Here is a 20,548-nt window from a genome sequence, read left to right as displayed (position 1 = left end):
GTGCTAGACCAATCAGGAACTGGCGACAGATGCTCGACAACAAACGACTGACCCCTTTCATCGCTCTCATCGGCGCGGTCGCGCTGATGGCGAGCGTGCCGGCGTTCGCGCAGGAAGCCGCCGCTCCGGCCGCTCCCGCCGCCGCCGACGCCGCCGCGGCTCCGGCCGCTGATGCCGCTGCGGCCCCAGCCGCGGATGCTGCGGCTCCCGCCGCCGACGTCGCCCCCCCGACCATCGAGCATGCCGGTTCGCTTACCGTCGTGCAGATGTTCCTCGACGCTCAACCCGTCGTGAAGGTCGTGATGATCGGCCTGATCCTGGCCTCCATCCTCTCCTGGACCCTGCTGGTCACGAAGATGATCGAGTTCAGCTCGCTGAACAAAGCCTCGGACCGCTTCGTCGAGGCCTTCCGCGGCGCCAAGTCGATCAACGACATGGGCCGTATCGCGATGTCCGAAGAATTCGAAGGCAATCCGCTGGCCGACATGGCCGCCGCGGCCGCCCAAGAAGTCGAACTCTCGCGGCAAGCGGGTCTCGCCGTCACCGGCGCGCACCGTGAAACTACCATCCACCGGGCGGAAGCCGCGGTTGGCGCGGTTCAATCCAACCTCGCCAAGCGCCTGTCCAGCGGCATGCAGTTCCTGGCCTCCGTCGGTTCGTCCGGTCCGTTCATCGGTCTGTTCGGCACCGTCTACGGGATCATGAACTCGTTCATCGGCATCGCGAACACCAACACGACCAACCTGGCCGTCGTCGCGCCCGGCATCGCCGAAGCGCTTCTCGCCACCGGTATCGGTCTGTTCGCCGCTATCCCGGCGGTTATCTTCTACAACTACTTCCAGACCCGGATTTCCGCTTACGGCTCGCGGACTGACGGATTTGTCGCCGAACTGATGAACGCCATTTCCCGGCAGCTCGACAAGGGAGCCTAACCGCCATGGGAGCCAAACTCTCAGGTTCTGGGGGTGGGCAAGGCTCGGTAGAGGCGATGAGCGAAATCAACGTGACGCCCTTCGTGGACGTTATGTTGGTGCTCCTGATTATCTTCATGGTCGCGGCGCCCATGGCCGCCGTGACCGTGGAGGTGGCCCTTCCACCGGCTACCGCCAAGCCTTCGACCAACCCGCCAAAGCCGGTCTATATCAGCATCCAGGCGGGTGGCAGCATCTACCTCGGGGACAGCAAGACTGACCTTGCCGATCTGGGCGATGACCTGCGGACCAATATCGGAAAGCGCAATCCGGAGAAGGAACGCATCTTCATCCGCGCCGATAAGAATGTTCTCTACGGAGACTTCATGGGCGTGATGAACATGCTTCAGGACAACGGGTTCTACAGCGTGGCCCTTATTGGCCTCGAAGAGTGAGGGGGGTGACGAATGGCTGAAACCACCGACACGACCCATCACCGCAGCGTCTTCGACGAGCCGGTCAAGAAACGGAACACGGGCGTCACCGTCGCCATCGTGCTTTCGGTTATCGTTCACGCGGGCCTTATCGCCTACCTCTACAAGTCGAAGTTCGAGCCGAAGTACAAGGAGTACTCGGATGATGTGACGGACGTGGCGATCATCAAGCCCGCTCCGCCGCCGCCTCCGCCGCCTCCGCCTCCGCCTCCGAACACGCCGCCGCCTCCGCCGCCGAAGCTGCAACCGCGGCCTCCGGTGAACGTGCCGGCCGACATCCCGACGATCCCGCCGCTGCCGGTTCCGCCGGTCGAAAAGCGGATCGAGGTTCCGGAGCCCCCGCGGGCTGCGCCCCCGACCCCGCCGCGTCCGTCGGTCATCACGAACCCCGACTGGTCGCGTCGTCCCGATGCCGAAGCTCTGTCCCGGTACTACCCGGAGCGGGCTCAGCGGATGGGCGTCGAAGGCCGGGCGACGATCAGTTGCACGGTCACTTCGAAGGGGACGCTGGAGGGTTGCTCCATCGTTTCCGAAGATCCGGCCGATCAGGACTTCGGTACTGCGACCCTTCGGGCGAGCAAGCTGTTCAAGATGCGGCCGAAGACCCAGGACGGCGCCCCTGTCGAAGGGGGAACGGTGCGAATCCCGCTCCGTTGGACGCTGCCCAAGGGCTGACCGCGACCAAAGACCAACGATCAAACCCCGGCGGCGCGAGCCTCCGGGGTTTTTTCTTGGCGCCGCCGTCCTGGGGACGCTGGGTGCTTGATCGAACCGTCCGGCGCGACTAGAAGAACGCCTCGCGATGCGCCGCCTTAGCTCAGTTGGTTAGAGCGCTAGATTGTGGATCTAGAGGTCCTCGGTTCGAGCCCGAGAGGTGGTACCATCGCGCGGTCCCCGGAAGGCCGGGTTCCCTACATCCCTAGAGGCTCAGGTTGAGCAGGGCGGGGTCGCCGCCCTGGGCGGTGATATTGACGCTGACCGCGCGCTCGATGGCGTAGCGGGTGAGGGAGTTGGGCCCGCCAGCCTTGGGCCCGGTCCCCGACAGGCCCTCGCCGCCGAACGGCTGGACGCCGACCACGGCTCCGATAATCGAGCGGTTCACATAGGCGTTGCCGGCCGGAACCAGGTCGCGGACCTGGACGGCGAAGGCGTCGATCCGCGAATGGACTCCCAAGGTCAGGCCGTAGTGGGAGGCCGCCAGTTCGCCGGCGACCTTGGCGAGGTCGGCGGGACGATAGCGAACGACGTGCAGAACGGGCCCGAACACCTCGCGCTCCAGGAAGCTCGCCGACGGGATTTCCGCCAGGACCGGCCCGAAGAAGGTCCCACCCTGCGGCGTCTCCAGCTGGTGCAGCACCTTGGCCTCGCGCCGCAGGCGCGCCAGGTGCGCGGTGAGCGCGCCATGCGCCTCGGCGTCGATCACCGGGCCGACATCGGTGGCGGCGTCGGCCGGGTCGCCCAACACCAGGGCGTCCATCGCCCCCTTGATCCCGTCGATCAGCATGTCGGCGGTGTCGGTGGGCAGGAACAGGATGCGCAGGGCCGAACATCGCTGGCCGGCCGAGCCGAAGGCCGAGGCGATCACGTCATCGACCACCTGTTCCTTGAGGGCCGTGGTGTCGACGAACATGCCGTTCAGTCCCCCGGTCTCGGCGATGAACGGCACGATCGGGCCGTCGCGGCCGGCCAGGGTCTGGTTGATCCGCCGGGCGGTGTCGGTGCCGCCGGTGAAGGCCACGCCGTCGCAGCCCGGGTGGGCGGTGAGCGCCGCGCCCACGGTCTCACCGCGGCCGGGGGTCAGGGCCAGCAGGCCAGGGGGCAGGCCGACTTCATGGAAGAGCTTCACCGCCTCGGCGGCGATCAGCGGGGTCTGTTCGGCGGGCTTGGCCACCACGGCGTTGCCGGCGGCGAGCGCCGCGGCGATCTGGCCGGTGAAGATGGCCAGAGGGAAGTTCCAGGGGCTGATACAGACGAAGACCCCGCGGCCATGAAGCTCCAACGTGTTGGTCTCGCCGACCGGCCCCTTCAGCGCCTCCGGACCCCCGAACTTCGTCAGGGCCAGATGGGCGTAGTAGCGGCAGAAGTCGGCGGCCTCACGCACCTCCGCCACGCCGTCGGCCAGGGTCTTGCCGGCCTCACGGGCGCAGATGGCGATCAACCGGTCGCGATTGGTCTCGAGGATGTCGCCCATGGCGCGCAGAATCTCGGCGCGGCGGAAACCACCAAGCTTGTCCCAGGCTGGCTGGGCGGCGCTGGCGGCGGCGAAGGCCGCGTTGATGTCGGCGGCCGAGGCCTCGCTGGCCTTGCCCACGACCAGGGCGTTGGCGGACGGGCTGAGCACCGGCTGGGACTCGATCCCGGCGCGGAGCTTGCCGCCGATCAGCGGACCCGACGACAGCGGTTCCAAGGCGCGGGCGGCGGCGGTCAGGCGCGCGACCTCCTCGGGGACGGAAAGATCGACACCCAGCGAGTTCTTCCGTTCCGCGCCATAGATGTCGACGGGGCGGGGGATCTTCGGATGCGGCCCGATCCCGGCCTTCTCCACCGCGGCGACCGGATCGACCACCACGTCCTGGGCCGGCACCCGCTCGTCCAGCAAAGCGTGGACGAAGGAGGTGTTGGCGCCGTTCTCCAGCAGGCGGCGCACCAGATAGGGCAGCAGATCCTCATGGCCGCCGACGGGTGCGTAGGTGCGCACCACGGCGCCGGCGTGCAGGTCGTCGGCGGCCTTGTAGAGCGCCTCGCCCATGCCGTGCAGGCGCTGGAACTCGATCTTAACCCCGGCCTCGCTGGCCATGGCCTGGACCGCGGCCAGGGTGTGGGCGTTGTGGGTGGCGAACTGCGCATAGAGGTTCGGCGCGGCGCCGATCAGCGCCCGGGCGCAGACCAGATAGGAGAGGTCTGTCGCCGCCTTGGTGGTGAACACCGGATAGTCGGGCCGCCCGCCCACCTGGGCGCGCTTGATCTCGCTGTCCCAATAGGCGCCCTTGACCAGGCGGACCATCAGGCGACGGCCGCTGGACCGGGCGATTTCCGCCACGCGCTCGACGGCCAGCCGCGCGCGCTTTTGATAGGCCTGGACGGCGAGGCCGAGGCCTTGCCACTCGCCCAGCTCCGGCTCGCGGGCCAAGCGGTCCAGCAGCTTCAACGACAGGGTCAGCCGATCGGCCTCCTCGGCGTCGATGGTGAAGTTGATGTCGTGCCGGGCCGCGATCAGGGCCAGGCGCTTGGTGCGCGGATAGAGTTCGCTCCAGACCCGGTCCTCGTGGGTCGCCTCATAGCGCGGCGACAGGGCCGATAGCTTCACCGAGACGCCGTGTCCCGCCTCCGGGCCTGCGCCCTTCGACGCCTTGCCCACGGCCTCCAGGGCGTCGGCATAGGCCTGCTCGTAGCGGGCGGCGTCGGCGGCGGTGCGGGCGCCTTCGCCCAGCATATCGAAGGAGCAGACCTGGCCCTCCTTGCCGGCCCGCTTCAGCGCCGCCTCGATGCTGCGGCCCAGGACGAACTGCTCGCCCATAATGCCGATGGCCTGGGCCACCGCCTGGCGCACAACGGGTTCGCCGATCCGCTCCGCCAGCCGCTTCAGGAAGCCCGGCAGGTCGTTGCGGGCCTCGTCGTCCACCTCCACCAGCTTGCCGGTGAGCATCAGGCCCCAGGTGGAGGCGTTGACGAACAGGCTGTCGGACTGACCCAGGTGGCTCGCCCAATCGGCGTTGCCGATCTTCTCGGCGATCAGCCGGTCGCGGGTGTCCTGGTCGGGCGTGCGCAACAGCGCTTCGGCCAGGCACATCAGGGCCAGGCCCTCGCGAGTGCCGAGGCTGAACTCCTGCAGGAAGCTCTCGACCACGCCCTGGCGCTTGGCCGACCTGCGCGCGGCGCGGACCAGTTCCTCGGCCTCGGCGCGCACGGCCGCCCGCTGCATCGCCGACAGAGGCTGGGCGGCCAGCAGGGCGGTGACCGCATCGGTCTCGTCGCGATACTTGGCGGAAAGGTCGTCGAGAGCGGTCCAGGAGGTCATGGGGCGTGGCCTTGAAGGAGTGGATCTTCTATCGTCCGGCATATCTCTTATGTTATCGAATGTCCTGCGTAGATATGGCCGATTGGCCGGACAAAAACACGGAACGATTCACCAATGCCGAATGATGTGCAGCTGGACGAGATCGACCGCCGCCTGCTGCGGGTCCTGCAGCGGGATGGCCGGATCAGCAACCTCGACCTGGCCCAGCAATGCCACCTCTCGCCCTCGGCCTGTTCGGACCGAGTCCGCCGCCTGAAGGAGCGCGGCGTGATCCTGCGGTACTCGGCCCTGCTGGACCCCAAGGCCATCGACCGGGCCCTGCTGATCTTCGTGGAGGTCCAGCTCGACCGGACTACCGGCGACACCTTCACGCAATTCGCCCAGGCCGCGCAGCGTAGTCCCGAAATCCTCGAATGCCACATGGTGGCCGGCGGGTTCGACTATCTGATCAAGGCGCGGGTGCGCGACATGGAGGCCTATCGCGGCTTTCTGGGCGACGTCCTGGTGCGCATGCCGGGCGTGCGCGAGACCCGCACCTACGCCGTGCTGGAGGAGGTCAAGTCGGTGACCGAACTCCCGGTCTAAGGTTCCGACGGCCCAACGGTGCGAGAGGCTGTAGATTGTGGAGACAGGCGCCGCCCCGGAGCACGTCATGCAAAGCAGGCCAACCTTCGCCGTCCTGGGGTTTCGTCCCCACACCTACTGGACGGCGGTCGTCGCTCTCGCGGGCGATCCAAGTGCGCCGCAGGTGATCGAGCGGCGGCGGGTCGTCTTTGCCGATGGCCACGAACGCTTCGCCTATCACCAGGCCGCAGAGGTCGATGCGGCCAAGGCCGAGGCCTTCATCGAAGGCATCCGGACAGCGACGGCGGCGAACGCGGCGCATGAGATCGGAAACCTGATCGCCGACCTTCGGCGCGACGGCGTCAGCGTTCGCCGCGCCGTGGTTCCGACCGGAACCGCAAGGCTTCCCGAGACGCTCGAGGACATCCTGCGGGTGCATGCGCGCATGCATGCCGCCGAGGGGGCCTTCTATCGCGATGTCGTCGCGGCGGGATGCACGGCCCTGGGGTTGCAGGTCCACCGGGTCGTCGAGCGCGACCAGCCTCGCCTCGTCCGCGACCTAGTGGGCGTCGATGAGCCCACGCTTGAGGCGCGCCTCAAGGAGATCGGGGCGTCGCTTGGCCCGCCGTGGAGCGAGGACTACCGATTGGCGACCCAAGCCGCCTGGCTACATCTCGACGAGCCTTAGGGTCAGTACCCGGATTGGTGTGACACCAGACCGACGACCGGTTCGCCGGCGCGGAAACGGGCGATGTTCTCGGCGGCTCGCAGGGCGCCGCTGGCCGGGTCGGTGATCGCCGCGGCGTGCGGGGTGATGGTGATCCTCGGGTGGCGCCAGAACGGGTGATCGGCGGGCAGGGGCTCGGTTTCGAACACGTCGAGGACGGCGTGGCCAAGCTGGCCGGAGTCCAGGGCCGGGATCAGGTCGGCCTCGGCCAGGTGCCCGCCACGCCCGACATTGATGATCGCCGCGCCGGGCCGCATGCGCGTGAAGGTCGCCTGGCCGAGGATTCCCCGCGTCTCCGGGGTCAGCGGCAGCAGGTTCACGACGATCTCGTTGCGCGCCAGGAGGTCGTCCAGGTCGCCGCTCGATCGCGTCCAGTGGGACACCAGAAAGCCAAGTCCTGTCAGCGCCTTGCCACAGGCTCTTCCCATCTCACCGTAACCCAGCAGGCCGACCCGTCGTTCGGTGGTCGGGGGCTGTGGCAGCTTGCGCCAAAGCCCCTGCGACTGCTGGGCGGCGTAAGCCGGCGCCTGGCGGTGCAAGGCCAGGACATGGGCCGCCACGGCCTCCGCCATCTGGGCGGCCAGGGTCGGATCGATCAGCCGGGCGAGGGCGACCTGGCGGGGCAGGGCGGGGTCGGCCATCAGGCCATCGATCCCAGCCCAGGCCGACTGGATGAACCTCAGGTTCGGCAGGGTCGCGAGCTCGCCCGGCGGCGGATTGGCGACCACCGCGATCTCCACCGCGCCGCGATCAGCTGGCAAACCTAGAGTCACCGGCTCGCCCAGCGCCCGCTCCAGCAGGCCACGCCACAGCTCGGTCGCCTCGGGGTCCAGGCGCGACAGGAACGGGATCGTCATTCAGTCCTCCGGGCCTTGCGCGGAGACGCCGTTCGGCGCGAGGCTCGCGCGCATGAAACTGGATTCCTCCGACTCCGCCATCCTCGACCGTCTCGCCGGGCAGGAAACCGATCTGGTCGGCCGCGCCATCGACTGGTGCGCCATCGGTTCCGGCAGCCGCAATCTTCCGGGCCTCGAGGCCCAGTGCGCCGTCTTCCAGGGAGTGCTCGGCGACCTGCCGGGCCAGGTCGAGGCCTTGCCCCTGGCCGACAGCCACGAGGTCGCCGCCGACGGCGAACTCAAGGCCCAGCGCCACACCCCGGCCCTGCGCCTGACCGTGCGGCCCGACGCCCCGGTCCAGGTGGTGCTCACTGGCCACTATGACACGGTCTATCCGGCCGAGAGCGGCTTCACCCAGGTGGTGACCCGTGCCGACGGGGCGCTGAACGGCCCGGGCATCGCCGACATGAAGGGCGGCATCAGCGTGATGCTGGGGGCGCTCGCCGCCTTCGAGCATCACCCGGCCCGCGACAGCCTGGGCTACCGGGTCCTGCTGTCGCCCGACGAGGAGATCGGTTCCCTGGCCTCCGCGCCGCACTTGGCCGAGCTCGCACGCGGCGGCCATGTAGGCCTGACCTACGAGCCGGCCATGGCGGGTGGGGCGCTCGCCGCCCAGCGCAAGGGATCCGGCAACTTCCACGTGGTGGTGCGGGGTCGAGCCGCCCATGCCGGCCGCGACTTCGACAAGGGCAGGAACGCCATCGCCGCGGCCGCCGACTTGGCAACGCGCCTGGTCGCCGCCAATGGCCGGCGCGAGGGCGTGACCCTCAACGTCGCCCGCATCGACGGCGGTGGGCCGCTGAACATGGTGCCCGACCGTGCGGTGGTGCGGTTCAACATCCGCCTGCCCGATCGCGAGGCGGGGGAGTGGGCGCTGAAGTTCGTGCAGGACGCCGTGGCCGCCACCGCCGCCGAGGGTATCGAGGCCGAGTTGCACGGCGGCTTCACCCGCCCCGCCAAGCCTTTCACTCCGGCGCAGCAGCAGCTGTTCGGGGCGGTGAAGGAAGCCGGCGCCTTGCTCGGCCAGGAGATCACCTGGGCCTCGTCCGGCGGGGTCTGCGAGGGCAACAACCTGTTCGCCGCCGGCCTGCCCAATGTCGACACCCTGGGCGTCCGCGGCGGCGACATCCACAGCGAGGCCGAGCACGCCTGGCCCGAGAGCTTCGTCGAACGCGCCCAGCTCTCCGCCCTGATCCTCGCCAAGCTCGCCACGGGGGATATCCCCGCGGCCAAGATCAAGGCCGCGATGGGGCAGGGGTGACCGGCGTCCCACGATAGGGCTTGGCGTCTTTCATCAGGATGTGGCTGGCGATCTTGTCGACGCCCAGGCCCTCCTGCAGAAGGCGGTCGGCCAGTTCGCCCCAGGCGCGCACGTCAGGCGCCACCACCTTGATCAGATAGTCGAAGGAGCCCGAGACCTGGGCGGCCTCCACCACCTCGGGGATTTCCGCCAGCACAGCCTCGAAGGCCAGCAGGTCGGCGGGGCGGTGGCTCTTCAAGGTCACCTCCCCGAACACCGTCACGGTGGGCCGGATACGCTCGATGTCGAGACGGGCGTGATAGCCCTGGATCAGGCCGGCGGCCTCCAGCCGGCGCACCCGCGCCAGGCAGGCGCTGGCCGAAAGCCCCACCTGCTCGGCCAGGGCCTGGTTGGTGATGCGGCCCTGCGCCTGGAGAATCGCCAGGATCTTCAGGTCCAGCTGGTCGAATGCAGAATATCCGTCCAAAGCCCTATTTCGCCGCATGATCTGCGGCCTGACCCCCGGTCTTCCGCCGCCCATTTCGCACAAACCCTAGCACAATAAGCCACTTGAGCTTCGATCATTCTGCGGAGGATTTCATGATCGCCACCGGCGTCGTCATCCGGGCCGCGGGAGCCCAGGACCTGGAGGCCCTGCACGCGCTCGCCAAGACCGCGGGCCTGGGCATGACCAACCTGCCGTCTTGCCGCGACAAGCTGGCCGCCCTGCTGGCCGGCAGCGCCGCGGCCTTCGCCGGCGCGCGCGGCCACAGCCAACTGCTGCTGGTCCTGGAGATCGGCGATGAGGTGGTCGGCACCGGCTGCATCTTCCCCAGCGTCGGCGGCGAGTGGCCGTTCTATTCCTATCGCATCGGCCGCATCCGCCAGAGCTCCCAGGCGCTTGGCAAGAGCGTCGACAACACCCTGCTGACGCCGGTCAACGACTATGACGGCTCGGCCGAGGTCGGCGGCCTGTTCGTGCGGCCGGGCCTGCGCGGCGTGGCCGGCGGCCGGCTGATGGCGCGCAGCCGCTATCTGTTCATGGCCGAGCATCGCGACTGGTTCGGCGACCGGGTGGTCTCGGAACTTCGCGGCTATCAGGACGAGGATGGCGTCTCGCCGTTCTGGGAGGCGGTGGGCAAGCGCTTCTACGGCCTGGAGTTCTCCGAGGCCGATAAGATCAGCGTCGGCGCCGGCAAGCAGGTGATCGCCGACCTGGGCCCCAAATATCCGATCTATCTCAACCTGCTGTCGCCGGAGGCCGCGGCCAGCGTTGGTCAGTGCCATCCCGACGGCCTGCGCGCCCAGGCCCTCCTGATGGAGGAGGGGTTCCGTTTCGAGGGATGCGTCGATATTTTCGACGCCGGACCGACCATGGTGGCCGACATCGACAGCCTGAAGGCCGTGCGCGAGAGCCGGGTTTCCATCGTGGCGGCCATCGGCCCCTGCGAAGATGGGCCGGAGATGCTGGTGGCCGCCGGCCACGCGGCCGGCTTCCGGGCCTCGCGCGGCCGGATTTGGAGCGGCGAGGCTGGCGTCACCCTGACGCCCGACCTGGCCCGGGCGCTCAATGTTCAAGTCGGAGACCGCGTGCGTCATGTCGAATTCTGAGATCGTCTCCACCGACCCTTGCACCGGCGAAGTGGTCTGGCAGGGCCCCGCCGCGTCGGCCGCCGAGGTTGACGTCGCCGTGGCGCGCGCGCGCAAGGGCTTCGCCGTTTGGTCGGTGACGCCCCTGGAGGAGCGCTGCCGGATCGCCCGGGTCTTCGCCGACCTCGCCCGCAACCGGCGCGAGGAGATCGCCACCCTGATCAGCCGCGAGACCGGCAAGCCGTTCTGGGAGACGCTGACCGAGGCCGACACCGTCTCCGCCAAGGTCGAGGTCTCGATCCGCGCCCAGGCCGAGCGCGCCGGCGAGCGGACGGGGGAGGCGGCCGGCGCCCGCGCGCGCCTGGCCCATCGGCCGCACGGCGTGCTGGCGGTGATCGGGCCGTTCAACTTCCCCATGCACCTGCCCAACGGCCACATGGCGCCGGCCCTGCTGGCCGGCAACGCCGTGGTGTTCAAGCCCAGCGAGAAGACCCCGGCGAGCGGCGTCCTGCTGGTCGAGCTGTGGCGCGAGGCGGGCGTTCCTGCCGACGTTCTGCAGGTGCTGACCGGCGGGGCGGACACCGCCAAGGCCCTGGTCGCCCACGAGGGTGTCGACGGGGTGCTGTTCACCGGCGGCGTGAGCGCCGGCAAGGCGATCCATGTGGCCTTGGCCGACCAGCCGCAGAAGATCGTCGCCCTGGAGCTGGGCGGCAACAATCCGCTGATCGCCTGGGACGTGGCGGACGCCGAGAGCGCCGCCCACTTGATCGTCCAGTCGGCCTATGTCTCGGCGGGCCAGCGCTGTTCCTGCGCCCGGCGGCTGATCGTGCCCCAGGGCGCGGCGGGCGATATGATCGTCGATGCGCTCACCGCCCTCATCGATCGGATCAAGGTCGGCGCGCCGTTCGACGATCCGCAGCCCTTCATGGGCCCGGTGATCGACCTCGCCTCGGCCAAGAGCCTGCTGCTGGCCCAACAACGCCTGGGCGGCGTGGCGATCCGCGAACTCCAACCGACCACCCCGGACCGGCCGTTCCTGACCCCAGGCTTGGTCGATGTCACCGGCCTCGAGGTTCCTGACAGCGAGAATTTCGGCCCGCTGCTGCAGCTCATCCGCGCGCCGGACTTCGACGCCGCCATCGCCACGGCCAACGCCACCCGCTTCGGCCTGGCCGCGGGCCTGCTGAGCGACGACGATGCGCTCTATCGCAGGTTCTGGAACGAGGCCCGCGCCGGGATCGTCAACTGGAACCGCCCCACCACCGGGGCGGCGGCCACCGCGCCCTTCGGCGGGCCGGGCCTCTCGGGCAATCACCGGCCCAGCGCATACTACGCCGCCGACTACTGCGCCTATCCGGTGGCCAGCCTGGAGTCGGACTCCGCCCAGTTCAGGATCAGCACGGGCCTGACGGCGTGACAGCCATCGAGATCAACTTCGACGGCCTGGTCGGGCCGACCCACAACTATGCGGGCCTCTCGGTCGGCAATGTCGCCTCCCAGACCAACTTCGGCGAGACCGCCTATCCCCGCGCCGCGGCCCTGCAGGGCCTGGCCAAGATGCGCGCGGTCATGGATCTGGGCCTGACCCAGGGCTTCCTGCCGCCGCCGATGCGCCCCACCGCCGACGCGCTGCGCCCCTTCGGCTTCGAAGGGTCCGACAACGAGGTCCTAGCCCGCGCGGCCTCGCAGGATCTGGCCCTGTTCCGCGCCGTCTGCTCGGCTTCGAGCATGTGGCGCGCCAACGCCGCCACGGTCCTGGCGGGCCCCGACACCGCCGATGGCCGGGTCCACCTGGTAACCGCCAACCTCGCCGGCATGCTGCATCGAAGCTTCGAGGGCCCGGAGACCCACAACCTCCTGCGCCGGGTGTTCCGCGACCAGGCCCGCTTCGCCGTCCACGGACCCTTGCCCTCGGCCCGTCATTTCGGCGACGAGGGGGCGGCCAACCACATGCGCCTGGCGCCCAGCCACGGGTCGGCCGGGATCAATGTCTTCGCCCATGGCGAGCTGCGCGGCGGGGCCTTCCCCGAACGCCAGAGCCGCCGGGCCAGCGAGGCGGTCGCGCGCCTGGCCGGCCTCTCCGATCCGCTGTTCGCCCTGCAGAGCGCCAAGGCCGTCCAGGCCGGCGCCTTCCACAACGACGTGGTGGCCGTCGCCAATGAGAGCGTGCTGCTGACCCATCCGGAGGCTTTCGAGGACGCCGAGGGCCTCTACGCCGCCCTGCACGGCCGGCTGCCCAACCTGCACGTGGTGGAGACCCAGGGCGTCAGCCTGGCGGACGCCATCACGTCGTACCTGTTCAATTCCCAGCTCGTGACCCTGCCGGACGGCGCCATGGCTCTGATCCTGCCTATCGAGGCGCGCGAGAACGAACGGGTCTGGGCCGAGGTCGAACGGATCGTCGCCGCCAACAACCCGATCTCCAGGGCGGTGGTGGTCGATGTTCGCGAGAGCATGCGCAACGGCGGCGGCCCGGCCTGCCTGCGCCTGCGGGTTCCGGTGGACGAGGCCGCCAAGGCCGGGATCGATCCTCGCTTCCTGCTGAACGAGGCCCGCTGGGAGCGGTTAACGCGGACCGTGGAGGCTCACTGGCCCGAGGCCATCGCGCCGCAGGATCTCACCGATCCGGCCCTATGGGCTCAAGCCCGCGCGGCCCACGCCGCGCTCGAACAGGCTATGGACGCCTAGATCGAATACGACCAGGTCTCGGCCTGGCCGCGGGCGTCGTCCTGGGGCGTGATACGGCGGCGCGCGATCATCTGGGCGTGCAGGCGCTGGATGCACAGGCTCGCGGTCCTCTCGAACCAGAAGGGAAAGACGGCGTGGATCAGGCACGCCAGCCCGGCCGCGACCATCTCCGCGCCAAAGCCGCCGGCGTGGCCCAGGTGCTCGACATAGGTCTCGCCCACCTCGCTCGGGTGCCGATTGAACGCGTCCAGCATCTCGCCCTCTTGGAGTTTCTCAACTCAAGAGTGCCGCGAGTCGGCGAGAAAGGCATTGTCCCATTCGACGCCTGAGCGGCAGAATGGAGAACATCATTCTCAGCAGGCGGCCCGTGACGTGTCAGACGTTCTCCTCGATCCGATAGATCGGCGAATCCTACGCGAGCTGCAGGCCGACGCCACCATCCCCGTGGCCGAGCTCGCCGAGCGGGTCGGCCTGTCCCAGACGCCGTGCTGGAAGCGGGTCAAGCGTCTCACCGACGAGGGGGTCATCGAGCGGCGGGTGGCCCTGCTGGCGCGCGAGAAGCTGGACCTGGGTCTGGTGGTCTTCGTCTCGATCAAGACCAGCCATCACGACGAGACCTGGATCGCCGCCTTCGCCAAGGGCGCGGCGGCGCTGCCCGAGGTGGTGGAGTTCTACCGCATGGCCGGCGAGACCGATTATCTGCTGAAGGTGGTGGTCTCCGACATCGCCGCCTATGACCGCTTCTACAAACGCCTGATCGCCACCGCGCCGCTGAACGACGTCTCCTCCGCCTTCGCGATGGAGCAGATCAAGTTCACCACCGCCCTGCCGCTCTGAGGGATGATGAACCTCTACGACCTGCTCGCCGCCCGTTTCCCCGCCGACCGGACCAGGCCCGCGTTCCTGCTGGCCGATGGGACCGCCATCTCCTACGGCCAGTTCGAGGACGATGTGGCCCGCACGGCCGCCCTGCTGATCGACCACGAAGTCCAGCCCGGCGACCGCATCGCCCTGCAGTCGGAAAAGAGCGTCGCCGCGGTGGCGGTCTATCTGGCGACGCTGAAGGTCGGAGCGGTCTTCCTGCCGCTCAACACCGCCTATACCGAGACCGAGGTCGACTACTTCCTTGAGGACGCCGAGCCGGTGCTGTTCGTCGAGGACGCTGAGGCCTTCGTCGCCGACGCCCGGACACGCGAGCCGCTGCTCCCGACCACGCCCCGCGACGGCGCCGATCTGGCCTCGATCATCTACACCTCCGGCACCACGGGCCGTTCCAAGGGCGCCATGCTCAGCCACGGCAATTTGGCGGCCAACGCACAGGCCCTGCACCAGGCCTGGGGCTTCAGCGCCGATGATGTCCTGCTGCACGCCCTGCCGATCTTCCATGTGCACGGCCTGTTCGTGGCCCTGCACTGCGCCTTCCTGTCGGGCGCGCCGATGGTCTGGCTGCCGAAGTTCGACGACGGCCAGGTGTTGGCGGGGTTGGCCCGGTCAACGGTGATGATGGGGGTGCCGACCTTCTACACCCGCCTGCTGGCCAATCCGGGTTTCACCCGCCACGCCGCCCGACACATGCGCCTGTTCATCTGCGGCTCGGCGCCCCTGCTGGAATCCACTTTCGCCGAGTTCGAAGATCGCACCGGAATGCGCATTCTGGAACGCTACGGGATGAGCGAGGCGGTGATCATCACCACCAACCCGCTGGACGGCGAACGCATCGCCGGCAGCGTCGGCTATCCCTTGCCGGGGGTGGACCTGCGCATCGGCGGCGGCGAGGCGACCGGAGTCATTGAGATCAAGGGGCCCAGCGTGTTCTCCGCCTATTGGCGGATGCCGGAGAAGACCGCCGAGGAGTTCACCTCCGACGGCTATTTCCTGACCGGCGATGTCGGCCGCCGAGACCCCGACGGCCGGGTCTGGATCTCGGGCCGGGCCAAGGACCTGATCATCTCCGGCGGCTTCAACGTCTATCCGAAGGAGATCGAGCTGATCCTCGACGAACTTCCGGGCGTCACCGAGAGCGCGGTGGTGGGCGTGCCCCATCCCGACTTCGGCGAGGCGGTGGTGGCCGTGGTCATGGGGCAGGGGGACGAAGCCGCCATGATCGCCACCGCGCGCGAGAAGCTCGCCGCCTTCAAGACCCCCAAGCGGGTGTTCTTTGTCGAGGAGCTGCCGCGCAACGCCATGGGCAAGGTGCAGAAGAACCTGCTGCGTGACACCTACGCCGGGACCTTCGCCCAGGCGGAGGCATGAGATGCGCCTGATCGATCGCGAGGAGGTCGCTCGTCGGCTGACCTACGACGTCGCTATCCCCATCGTGCGCGAGGCGATGATCGCGCTTTCCGCGGGGACCACCCGCCAGCACCTGCGCTCGATCATCCCGCTGGCCGAGGGGCGGATGTTCGGGATCATGCCGGGGGCCATGGGCGAGACCGCGGCCTTCGGCGCCAAGCTGATCAGCATCTTCCCCGACAACTTCGCCAAGGGAGTCCAGTCGCATCAGGGCGTGGTGGTGCTGTTCGATCCCGACAGTGGGGCCCCGGTCTGCGTACTCCATGCCGGCGAAATCACCGCCATCCGCACCGCCGCGGCCAGCGCCGTGGCCACCGACGCGCTCGCCCGTCCGGAGGCCTCGCGCCTGACCCTGCTGGGCTACGGGGAGCAGGCCGCGACCCATGCCCGCGCCATCGCCAAGGTCCGCAAGCTGGCGGCGGTCGATGTCTGGGGCCGCGGCGCCGGCCGCCGCGAGGCCTTCGCCGCCAAGCTCGGCGCCGAGCTTGGCCTGCCTGTCACGGCCCATGCCGAGGTCGAGCCCGCCGTGGCCCGGGCCGACGTGATCTGCACCCTGACGCCGTCCGCCGAACCGATCCTGAAGGGCGCCTGGGTCGCGGCGGGGACCCACCTGAACCTGGTGGGTTCCAGCTATGCGGGGCCGGTGGAGGTCGACAACGACCTGGTGGTCGCCGCCCGCTTCATCGCCGACAGTCGGGAAGGCGTGCTGCGCCAAGGCGCCGAGTTCCTCCGCGCCAAGGCCACTGGCCTGATTGGCGACGACCATATCGTCGCCGAGATCGGAGAGGTGCTGTCGGGCAGGGTCCCGGGCCGCCGCACGCCAGAGGAGGTCACTGTCTACAAATCCCTCGGCCACGTGGTCCAGGATCTGGCCACCGCCTGGGCGCTTCATGCGGGGAAAGGCTGAGGCTCATCGGCAATCCGCTTCGCCGGAAGGCGCCTAGGCCAGGGCGTAACCGTCGATCGGCCCCGAGTAGTTGACCTGGTAGCCCAGGTCCTGCAACGAGGCGACGGTCATGCGGCTGAGCGGGTCCGGCGCGGCGTCGATATAGCCGGTCATGAGTTCATGCTCGAAGATCGTTTCCGACCAATGCGAGCCGGCAGTGCCGGATCCGCCGCCGGTTTCCAGCGGAACTCCGGCCGCCGAACCGTTGTCCAGGAGGGCGTTGTATTCCGCGGTTGCCTTGGCGCCGACGAAATTGGTGCCGCTGACCAGGCCCAGATAGGACCAGATCGTCCCGAAACCGACACTGTGTATCATCTCGTGGCCGACGATCTCGTCGAACAGGCCCTGGGCGAAGAAGTTGGCTGCGTCAGCAATGTCGAACTGCATGGACGCCGTCGCCGGGAGGTAGCTACCGGTGCGCACCGAGGTAGGTCCGGCCTGGCCGAGGATTCCGCCAGCCCCATCAATGTTCTTCAGCTCGGCGATGACCAGGATGTCGTCCACCAGGCGTGGCCCACCCTTCATGATGACATTGACGTTCTGGACGTCGCCGACGATCAGATTGGCCAGGCGGTCGGCCGCGCCCACGAAGACGTCGTGCAGATCCTGGGTCCAATTGCCGCCCTTGAACTCGATGGTGATGTTGTAGGCGCTCGCCGTCGTCGTGTAGGGCGAAAAGGAGAATCCGCCGCCGCCGCCGCCGCCGGGCTTGCCCGACCCTCCACCGGCTGCGGCCGCAAAAGCCACGTCCGCCACGTCGATACGGTGGGTCAGGTCGACGCCGATCAGGTCGGGCGTGGTCTCCGGCAATTGGGGCCGCAGGTCGACGCCGGGCCCGTGGGCGAATTCAAAGCCGGAATTGCCAACGCCGTTATCGAATGCAGAGAAGTCGAAACGTTCGGTGGTCGCCATAGAAGCCTCCCTATGCCTTCAAAGCAGAAGCTAGGCCTCAGAAATGGTTAATTCAAAGAACTTAATCGCGAGGTGTCAGCTTGGTATTGATCTCGGTCGCCCGACCGGATTAGCAACGGAGTTGCATTCGGGCGCGATCGTCTATTGAGATACCTATCTTGGGTAGTAATTCCCGGCGAAAGAGGCTGAAAGTCTCTATGTTGTCAGGCGGAATCCTAAGGCCTCTTCGGCGACATCGGGATGAAGCTGGAGGTGCGTCGAGCCATTCGGGCGCCGTCAACGCGCCGGTTCGAGGCCGGCGATATATTGGGCGATCAGGGCGACGCCTTCGTCGTGGACCAGCGAACGGCCGAGTTCGGGCATCATGACGCCGGGTTCGTCCGATCTCATCCGGTGCAGCAGGATCGAGGCGGCGGGGTCCCCCGGGGCGATGGAGACCTCCAGCCCGCCTGAGCCGCGCCCGGCCGCCACCGGCCGCTTGCCGATCCCCCGGGCGGCGGGCCGGGTCTCTTCCACTTCGAGGAACAGGCCCGAGTTGGAGGCCATGCCGCGGGCGTTGTGACAGTGGGCGCAATTGGCGTCGAGATAGGCGTCGGCGCGCGCCGCCAGCGGCTCGACGACATCGTCCCAGACCGCGGTGCGCGGCGCCTTTGTCGGGTTCGGCACGCCGGTCAACATGCCCATGCGGCTCCAGCGGGCAAGCTGGTTCTCAGGTCCCGAGGCATAGGCGAAGGCGCCGTTGAGGTTTCGCGCCTTGGGCCCGAGCGGCGCGATCTCGCCGGCCACCGCGTGGCAATCCTTGCACTGGTTCACATTGGGCACGGCGTAGTCGACCTGGCGCGCGCGGCCGGCGGCGTCGATGAAGCTGACATCCAGCCGGGTCCCGGCGCGCTTGAGGGTCGCCACCGTCTGATCGTCGTTCCAGACATAGGCCAGGGCGGTCCAGCCGTCGGCCTTTCGGACCAGCAGCCGGGTCTCCAGGAAGCGAACCTTCTCGCCCGGCCGGCGAAAGTCGGCGGGATAGGCGAAGGTCTTGACCAGGGTCGTGCCGACCGGGAAGTCCAGCGCCCCGGCTGCGGTGTAGGCCGCGGCCTTGCCGGGGGGCAGGAAGACGAAGCGGAACTTCTCGGCATAGTCGCTGAACAGCGGGGTATTCAGCCCATAGGGCGTCACCCGACCGTTGGGCGAGCGCGCGCCAGCGTCGACGAATAGCCGATAGGCGTCCAGGGTCGGCGCCGGCGTCTCGGCCAGCAGCGCGTCCAGGGCGACGGGCGGGGCCTGGGGCGTGGCGCCCAACAGAACGGCCGCCGCGAGGATGGCGGCCAGCCGTTTCAAGGGATCAGCTTGTCCTGGTCGGACGGCAGCACCACGGGCTTGGGCTCCTCGATCACCGCCTCGCCCAGGGTGGGCGAGATCTTGGGATTGGCCTCCATCATCGCGCCGGGCTTGGGCAGGTTGAGATTGACCACCGGTCCGTCGCTCAGCCGCACCCGCACCGCCTCGCTACCAGGCCAGGCCACGACGCCGTCCCAGATCACCGGCGGCACGGTCCCGCCCAGGGCCTTGGCCAGGATCGCCCCGCCGGTGAAGGCCGGCGCCCAGGCGTTGCGGCCGAGGCGATTGTTCCGCACCACGATGTCGCGGGGCAGGGGGTTGTAGGTCTTGTCGTCGAACGTCTGGCTGTAGGCGATGAGGATCACCGCGGCGCTGGCGTTTCCGTCGATCTCGTTGTCGAACACGTGGACGTTCTTGTTGGCCATCAGCATGACGCCGGTGCCGGTGGGCACATTGGCGACGATATTGCCCTTGGGCGCGAAATTGGGCGTGTCGTTGTCGACCACCCTATTGCGGAAGATCCGGGTCGAATGGCCGCCCATCTGCGGCAGGTTCGGCAGGTCGAACACCAGGATGCCGCCAGCGTTGCGGGTGGCCACATTGTCGTACACGTCGGCGTTCATCGAGTTCTCGATCTCGATCCCGGCGACGTTGAATTCCGCGGTCGAGTTGCGGACCACGATGTTCTTGGACTGTCCCACATAGATGCCGGCGTCCGAGGCGCCGCGCACCGTGACCTTGTCGATCAGCACATTGGTCGAGGAGACCGGATAGACCCCATAGGCGCCGTTGGTCTCCTTCGGCCCGCCGGTCCACTCGACCACCAGGTTCAGGAAGCTGATCTGGTCGGAGCCCTTGGCCTTGATGCCGTCGCCCTTGGTGTCCTGCAGGGAGAAGTCGCGGACCGTCACGCGGTCGGAGGTGACCAGCAGGCCCTCGCCCGCGCCCTTCTGGCCGGCGAAGGACAGGATGGTCGCGCCCGGCCCCGCGCCCTTGACGGTCACCCCGTCGATGTCCAGCGAGAGGCCGTCGGTGAACTCGTAACGGCCGGCGGCCAGCTCGATCACGTCACCGGGCTTGGCGTCGATCAGGGCGGTCTGGACGCGCTCCTGGGCGTTCGCGCCCGGCCCCACGGCGAGGGTCTTGGCGTGCGCCGTACCGGCCGCCAGCAGGGCGGCGAGGGTGATGGCGAGCGTTCTCATGATGTCCTCCCAGCGGCGTCTGGCGCGCCCCTTTGAGTCCGCAGGCTAGGTTGTCGCCGTTCAGTTGGCGAGGGCAATCAGTCGGCGGGCTTGCGCAGGAAATGGGCGGTGATCAGGCCGATTGAGAGGCCCACGAAGACGATGTGGGCGACGAGCTGGTTGGTCAGGCTGTCAGGCGCCAGGTTCGGCCAGGTCCCGAAGCGCAGGGGCCGGACGATAAGGAACATCACGCAATACAGGCCAAGCCCGTAGAGCGGTCCGAAAATCCAAGGCCGGGCGACGAGCACGGGCAGGCGCTTGGCCGCCAGGACATAGGTGGCGACCATCACCAGCATGATCGCGAAGTGAACGCCGAGCCCGGCGAGCGCCATGGGCGTTCCGCCGTCCTTGGCCCCGTCGCCGAAAGGCCCGCTGGCCACATAGCGCAGCATGTCCATCGGCGAGCCGCCCTTGATCAGCGACCAGACCGCCGCGTCGGCGATATCGAGGGTTCCAGCGACCAGCCAGGCCCAGAGGATGGCGGATGTCGTTCGGGGATGGGGCATGCCGGAGCCACTCAGGAGGCGGCAGCGTAAGGCCCAGCTTCACGCTACGCTAGAGCGTGACCGCTCTTAGCTGAATCGGGATTCCGGATATCTGCGGATCATGATTCAAGGTCCAGGCTGGGCAGGAGGCCAGCTTGGATGGGTCGGCCGTATTCTCTGGATCTTCGGGATCGCGTGGCTCGGTTCGT

At 68.5% G+C, this 20,548-nt stretch carries 20 protein-coding genes and 1 tRNA gene; 13 read left to right on the top strand and 8 right to left on the bottom strand.

The features are described 5' to 3' along the window. The first annotated feature begins 29 nt into the window (after positions 1-29). From Q8Q88_RS08790 to Q8Q88_RS08775, 4 genes are all read left to right on the top strand, one after another. On the top strand, positions 30-932 hold the full coding sequence (locus tag Q8Q88_RS08790) for a MotA/TolQ/ExbB proton channel family protein (protein WP_305674819.1): 903 nt from the start codon (positions 30-32) through the stop codon (positions 930-932). A gap of 5 nt (positions 933-937) precedes the next feature. Then, entirely contained in the window at positions 938-1,366 is a 429-nt protein-coding gene (locus Q8Q88_RS08785; RefSeq protein ID WP_305674818.1) for a biopolymer transporter ExbD, read from the top strand. 12 nt (positions 1,367-1,378) lie between these two features. Continuing rightward, the gene (locus tag Q8Q88_RS08780; RefSeq protein ID WP_305674817.1) at positions 1,379-2,080 is read left to right on the top strand and encodes an energy transducer TonB; all 702 of its coding nucleotides are present in this window, start codon (positions 1,379-1,381) and stop codon (positions 2,078-2,080) included. Between the two features lie 131 nt (positions 2,081-2,211). Beyond that, positions 2,212-2,288, top strand: a tRNA-His gene (locus Q8Q88_RS08775). A 36-nt stretch (positions 2,289-2,324) separates the two neighbouring features. Here Q8Q88_RS08775 and putA read toward each other — a convergent pair. Then, the gene (gene putA, locus Q8Q88_RS08770) at positions 2,325-5,423 is read right to left on the bottom strand and encodes a bifunctional proline dehydrogenase/L-glutamate gamma-semialdehyde dehydrogenase PutA (RefSeq protein ID WP_305674816.1); all 3,099 of its coding nucleotides are present in this window, start codon (positions 5,421-5,423) and stop codon (positions 2,325-2,327) included. A 114-nt stretch (positions 5,424-5,537) separates the two neighbouring features. On the opposite strand from putA, the gene Q8Q88_RS08765 reads away from it, so the two are divergent. Next, positions 5,538-6,008 (top strand): Lrp/AsnC ligand binding domain-containing protein, encoded by a 471-nt coding sequence (locus Q8Q88_RS08765; RefSeq protein ID WP_305674815.1) that lies wholly within the window; start codon positions 5,538-5,540, stop codon positions 6,006-6,008. 67 nt (positions 6,009-6,075) lie between these two features. Next, complete coding sequence (locus Q8Q88_RS08760) at positions 6,076-6,675, top strand: hypothetical protein (RefSeq protein WP_305674814.1); 600 nt, start codon at positions 6,076-6,078, stop codon at positions 6,673-6,675. 2 nt (positions 6,676-6,677) lie between these two features. On the opposite strand, the gene Q8Q88_RS08755 is transcribed toward Q8Q88_RS08760, so the two are convergent. After that, positions 6,678-7,571 (bottom strand): glyoxylate/hydroxypyruvate reductase A, encoded by an 894-nt coding sequence (locus Q8Q88_RS08755; protein WP_305674813.1) that lies wholly within the window; start codon positions 7,569-7,571, stop codon positions 6,678-6,680. A gap of 52 nt (positions 7,572-7,623) precedes the next feature. Between Q8Q88_RS08755 and Q8Q88_RS08750 the strand changes: the two genes are divergently transcribed. Beyond that, positions 7,624-8,871, top strand: a complete 1,248-nt coding sequence (locus Q8Q88_RS08750) for a hydrolase (protein WP_305674812.1) — start codon at positions 7,624-7,626, stop codon at positions 8,869-8,871. Here the strand turns inward: Q8Q88_RS08750 and Q8Q88_RS08745 are convergent. Beyond that, positions 8,846-9,337: an Lrp/AsnC family transcriptional regulator gene (locus Q8Q88_RS08745; RefSeq protein WP_305674811.1), complete on the bottom strand. Its 492-nt coding sequence runs from the start codon at positions 9,335-9,337 to the stop codon at positions 8,846-8,848. The two genes, Q8Q88_RS08750 and Q8Q88_RS08745, sit on opposite strands and share 26 nt — an antisense overlap. A gap of 113 nt (positions 9,338-9,450) precedes the next feature. Between Q8Q88_RS08745 and Q8Q88_RS08740 the strand changes: the two genes are divergently transcribed. Genes Q8Q88_RS08740 through Q8Q88_RS08730 form a run of 3 tightly spaced genes read left to right on the top strand, consistent with a single transcriptional unit; the run spans position 9,451 to position 13,128 of the window. Further along, entirely contained in the window at positions 9,451-10,461 is a 1,011-nt protein-coding gene (locus Q8Q88_RS08740; protein WP_305674810.1) for an arginine N-succinyltransferase, read from the top strand. Then, the gene (gene astD / locus Q8Q88_RS08735; protein ID WP_305674809.1) at positions 10,448-11,857 is read left to right on the top strand and encodes a succinylglutamate-semialdehyde dehydrogenase; all 1,410 of its coding nucleotides are present in this window, start codon (positions 10,448-10,450) and stop codon (positions 11,855-11,857) included. Before Q8Q88_RS08740 ends, astD begins: the two co-directional genes overlap by 14 nt. Further along, on the top strand, positions 11,854-13,128 hold the full coding sequence (locus Q8Q88_RS08730) for an N-succinylarginine dihydrolase (protein ID WP_305674808.1): 1,275 nt from the start codon (positions 11,854-11,856) through the stop codon (positions 13,126-13,128). Before astD ends, Q8Q88_RS08730 begins: the two co-directional genes overlap by 4 nt. Here the strand turns inward: Q8Q88_RS08730 and Q8Q88_RS08725 are convergent. After that, positions 13,125-13,382, bottom strand: coding sequence for a DUF6356 family protein (locus Q8Q88_RS08725; RefSeq protein WP_305674807.1), 258 nt, complete (start codon positions 13,380-13,382; stop codon positions 13,125-13,127). The genes Q8Q88_RS08730 and Q8Q88_RS08725 overlap by 4 nt on opposite strands. 118 nt (positions 13,383-13,500) lie before the next feature. Here Q8Q88_RS08725 and Q8Q88_RS08720 point away from each other — a divergent pair, with 118 nt between their 5' ends. The 3 genes from Q8Q88_RS08720 to Q8Q88_RS08710 are packed head-to-tail and all read left to right on the top strand — an operon-like array spanning position 13,501 to position 16,327. Beyond that, positions 13,501-13,965: an Lrp/AsnC family transcriptional regulator gene (locus Q8Q88_RS08720; RefSeq protein ID WP_305674806.1), complete on the top strand. Its 465-nt coding sequence runs from the start codon at positions 13,501-13,503 to the stop codon at positions 13,963-13,965. A gap of 6 nt (positions 13,966-13,971) precedes the next feature. Then, positions 13,972-15,381: an AMP-binding protein gene (locus Q8Q88_RS08715; protein ID WP_305674805.1), complete on the top strand. Its 1,410-nt coding sequence runs from the start codon at positions 13,972-13,974 to the stop codon at positions 15,379-15,381. Between the two features lies 1 nt (position 15,382). Further along, on the top strand, positions 15,383-16,327 hold the full coding sequence (locus Q8Q88_RS08710; protein ID WP_305674804.1) for an ornithine cyclodeaminase family protein: 945 nt from the start codon (positions 15,383-15,385) through the stop codon (positions 16,325-16,327). 33 nt (positions 16,328-16,360) lie between these two features. Here the strand turns inward: Q8Q88_RS08710 and Q8Q88_RS08705 are convergent, their stop codons facing one another. The 4 genes from Q8Q88_RS08705 to Q8Q88_RS08690 all read right to left on the bottom strand — a co-directional run bounded on the left by Q8Q88_RS08705 (position 16,361) and on the right by Q8Q88_RS08690 (position 20,360). Next, entirely contained in the window at positions 16,361-17,278 is a 918-nt protein-coding gene (locus Q8Q88_RS08705) for a leishmanolysin-related zinc metalloendopeptidase (protein WP_305674803.1), read from the bottom strand. Between the two features lie 276 nt (positions 17,279-17,554). Further along, positions 17,555-18,613 carry an SO2930 family diheme c-type cytochrome gene (locus tag Q8Q88_RS08700; protein ID WP_305674802.1) on the bottom strand — a complete coding sequence of 353 codons (1,059 nt, stop codon included), beginning with the start codon at positions 18,611-18,613 and terminating at the stop codon, positions 17,555-17,557. Beyond that, complete coding sequence (locus Q8Q88_RS08695; RefSeq protein ID WP_305674801.1) at positions 18,610-19,815, bottom strand: parallel beta-helix domain-containing protein; 1,206 nt, start codon at positions 19,813-19,815, stop codon at positions 18,610-18,612. The genes Q8Q88_RS08700 and Q8Q88_RS08695 overlap by 4 nt, the downstream gene beginning before the upstream one ends. Before the next feature lie 77 nt (positions 19,816-19,892). After that, positions 19,893-20,360 (bottom strand): hypothetical protein, encoded by a 468-nt coding sequence (locus Q8Q88_RS08690; RefSeq protein ID WP_305674800.1) that lies wholly within the window; start codon positions 20,358-20,360, stop codon positions 19,893-19,895. Positions 20,361-20,548 lie beyond the last annotated feature (188 nt).

Source organism: Phenylobacterium sp., from assembly GCF_030697925.1.
Lineage (GTDB): Bacteria > Pseudomonadota > Alphaproteobacteria > Caulobacterales > Caulobacteraceae > Phenylobacterium.
This window is presented reverse-complemented; position numbering and strand designations above follow the sequence as displayed.

Bases quoted from the DNA above. Each gene is read 5' to 3' on its own strand.
- astD (WP_305674809.1), top strand. From the start codon at position 10,448: ATGTCGAATTCTGAGATCGTCTCCACCGACCCTTGCACCGGCGAAGTG.
- putA (WP_305674816.1), bottom strand. From the start codon at position 5,423: ATGACCTCCTGGACCGCTCTCGACGACCTTTCCGCCAAGTATCGCGAC.
- Q8Q88_RS08715 (WP_305674805.1), top strand. From the start codon at position 13,972: ATGAACCTCTACGACCTGCTCGCCGCCCGTTTCCCCGCCGACCGGACC.
- Q8Q88_RS08755 (WP_305674813.1), bottom strand. From the start codon at position 7,571: ATGACGATCCCGTTCCTGTCGCGCCTGGACCCCGAGGCGACCGAGCTG.
- Q8Q88_RS08725 (WP_305674807.1), bottom strand. From the start codon at position 13,382: ATGCTGGACGCGTTCAATCGGCACCCGAGCGAGGTGGGCGAGACCTAT.
- Q8Q88_RS08705 (WP_305674803.1), bottom strand. From the start codon at position 17,278: ATGGCGACCACCGAACGTTTCGACTTCTCTGCATTCGATAACGGCGTT.
- Q8Q88_RS08785 (WP_305674818.1), top strand. From the start codon at position 938: ATGGGAGCCAAACTCTCAGGTTCTGGGGGTGGGCAAGGCTCGGTAGAG.
- Q8Q88_RS08695 (WP_305674801.1), bottom strand. From the start codon at position 19,815: ATGAGAACGCTCGCCATCACCCTCGCCGCCCTGCTGGCGGCCGGTACG.
- Q8Q88_RS08710 (WP_305674804.1), top strand. From the start codon at position 15,383: ATGCGCCTGATCGATCGCGAGGAGGTCGCTCGTCGGCTGACCTACGAC.
- Q8Q88_RS08740 (WP_305674810.1), top strand. From the start codon at position 9,451: ATGATCGCCACCGGCGTCGTCATCCGGGCCGCGGGAGCCCAGGACCTG.
- Q8Q88_RS08750 (WP_305674812.1), top strand. From the start codon at position 7,624: ATGAAACTGGATTCCTCCGACTCCGCCATCCTCGACCGTCTCGCCGGG.
- Q8Q88_RS08765 (WP_305674815.1), top strand. From the start codon at position 5,538: ATGCCGAATGATGTGCAGCTGGACGAGATCGACCGCCGCCTGCTGCGG.
- Q8Q88_RS08790 (WP_305674819.1), top strand. From the start codon at position 30: ATGCTCGACAACAAACGACTGACCCCTTTCATCGCTCTCATCGGCGCG.
- Q8Q88_RS08690 (WP_305674800.1), bottom strand. From the start codon at position 20,360: ATGCCCCATCCCCGAACGACATCCGCCATCCTCTGGGCCTGGCTGGTC.
- Q8Q88_RS08760 (WP_305674814.1), top strand. From the start codon at position 6,076: ATGCAAAGCAGGCCAACCTTCGCCGTCCTGGGGTTTCGTCCCCACACC.
- Q8Q88_RS08780 (WP_305674817.1), top strand. From the start codon at position 1,379: ATGGCTGAAACCACCGACACGACCCATCACCGCAGCGTCTTCGACGAG.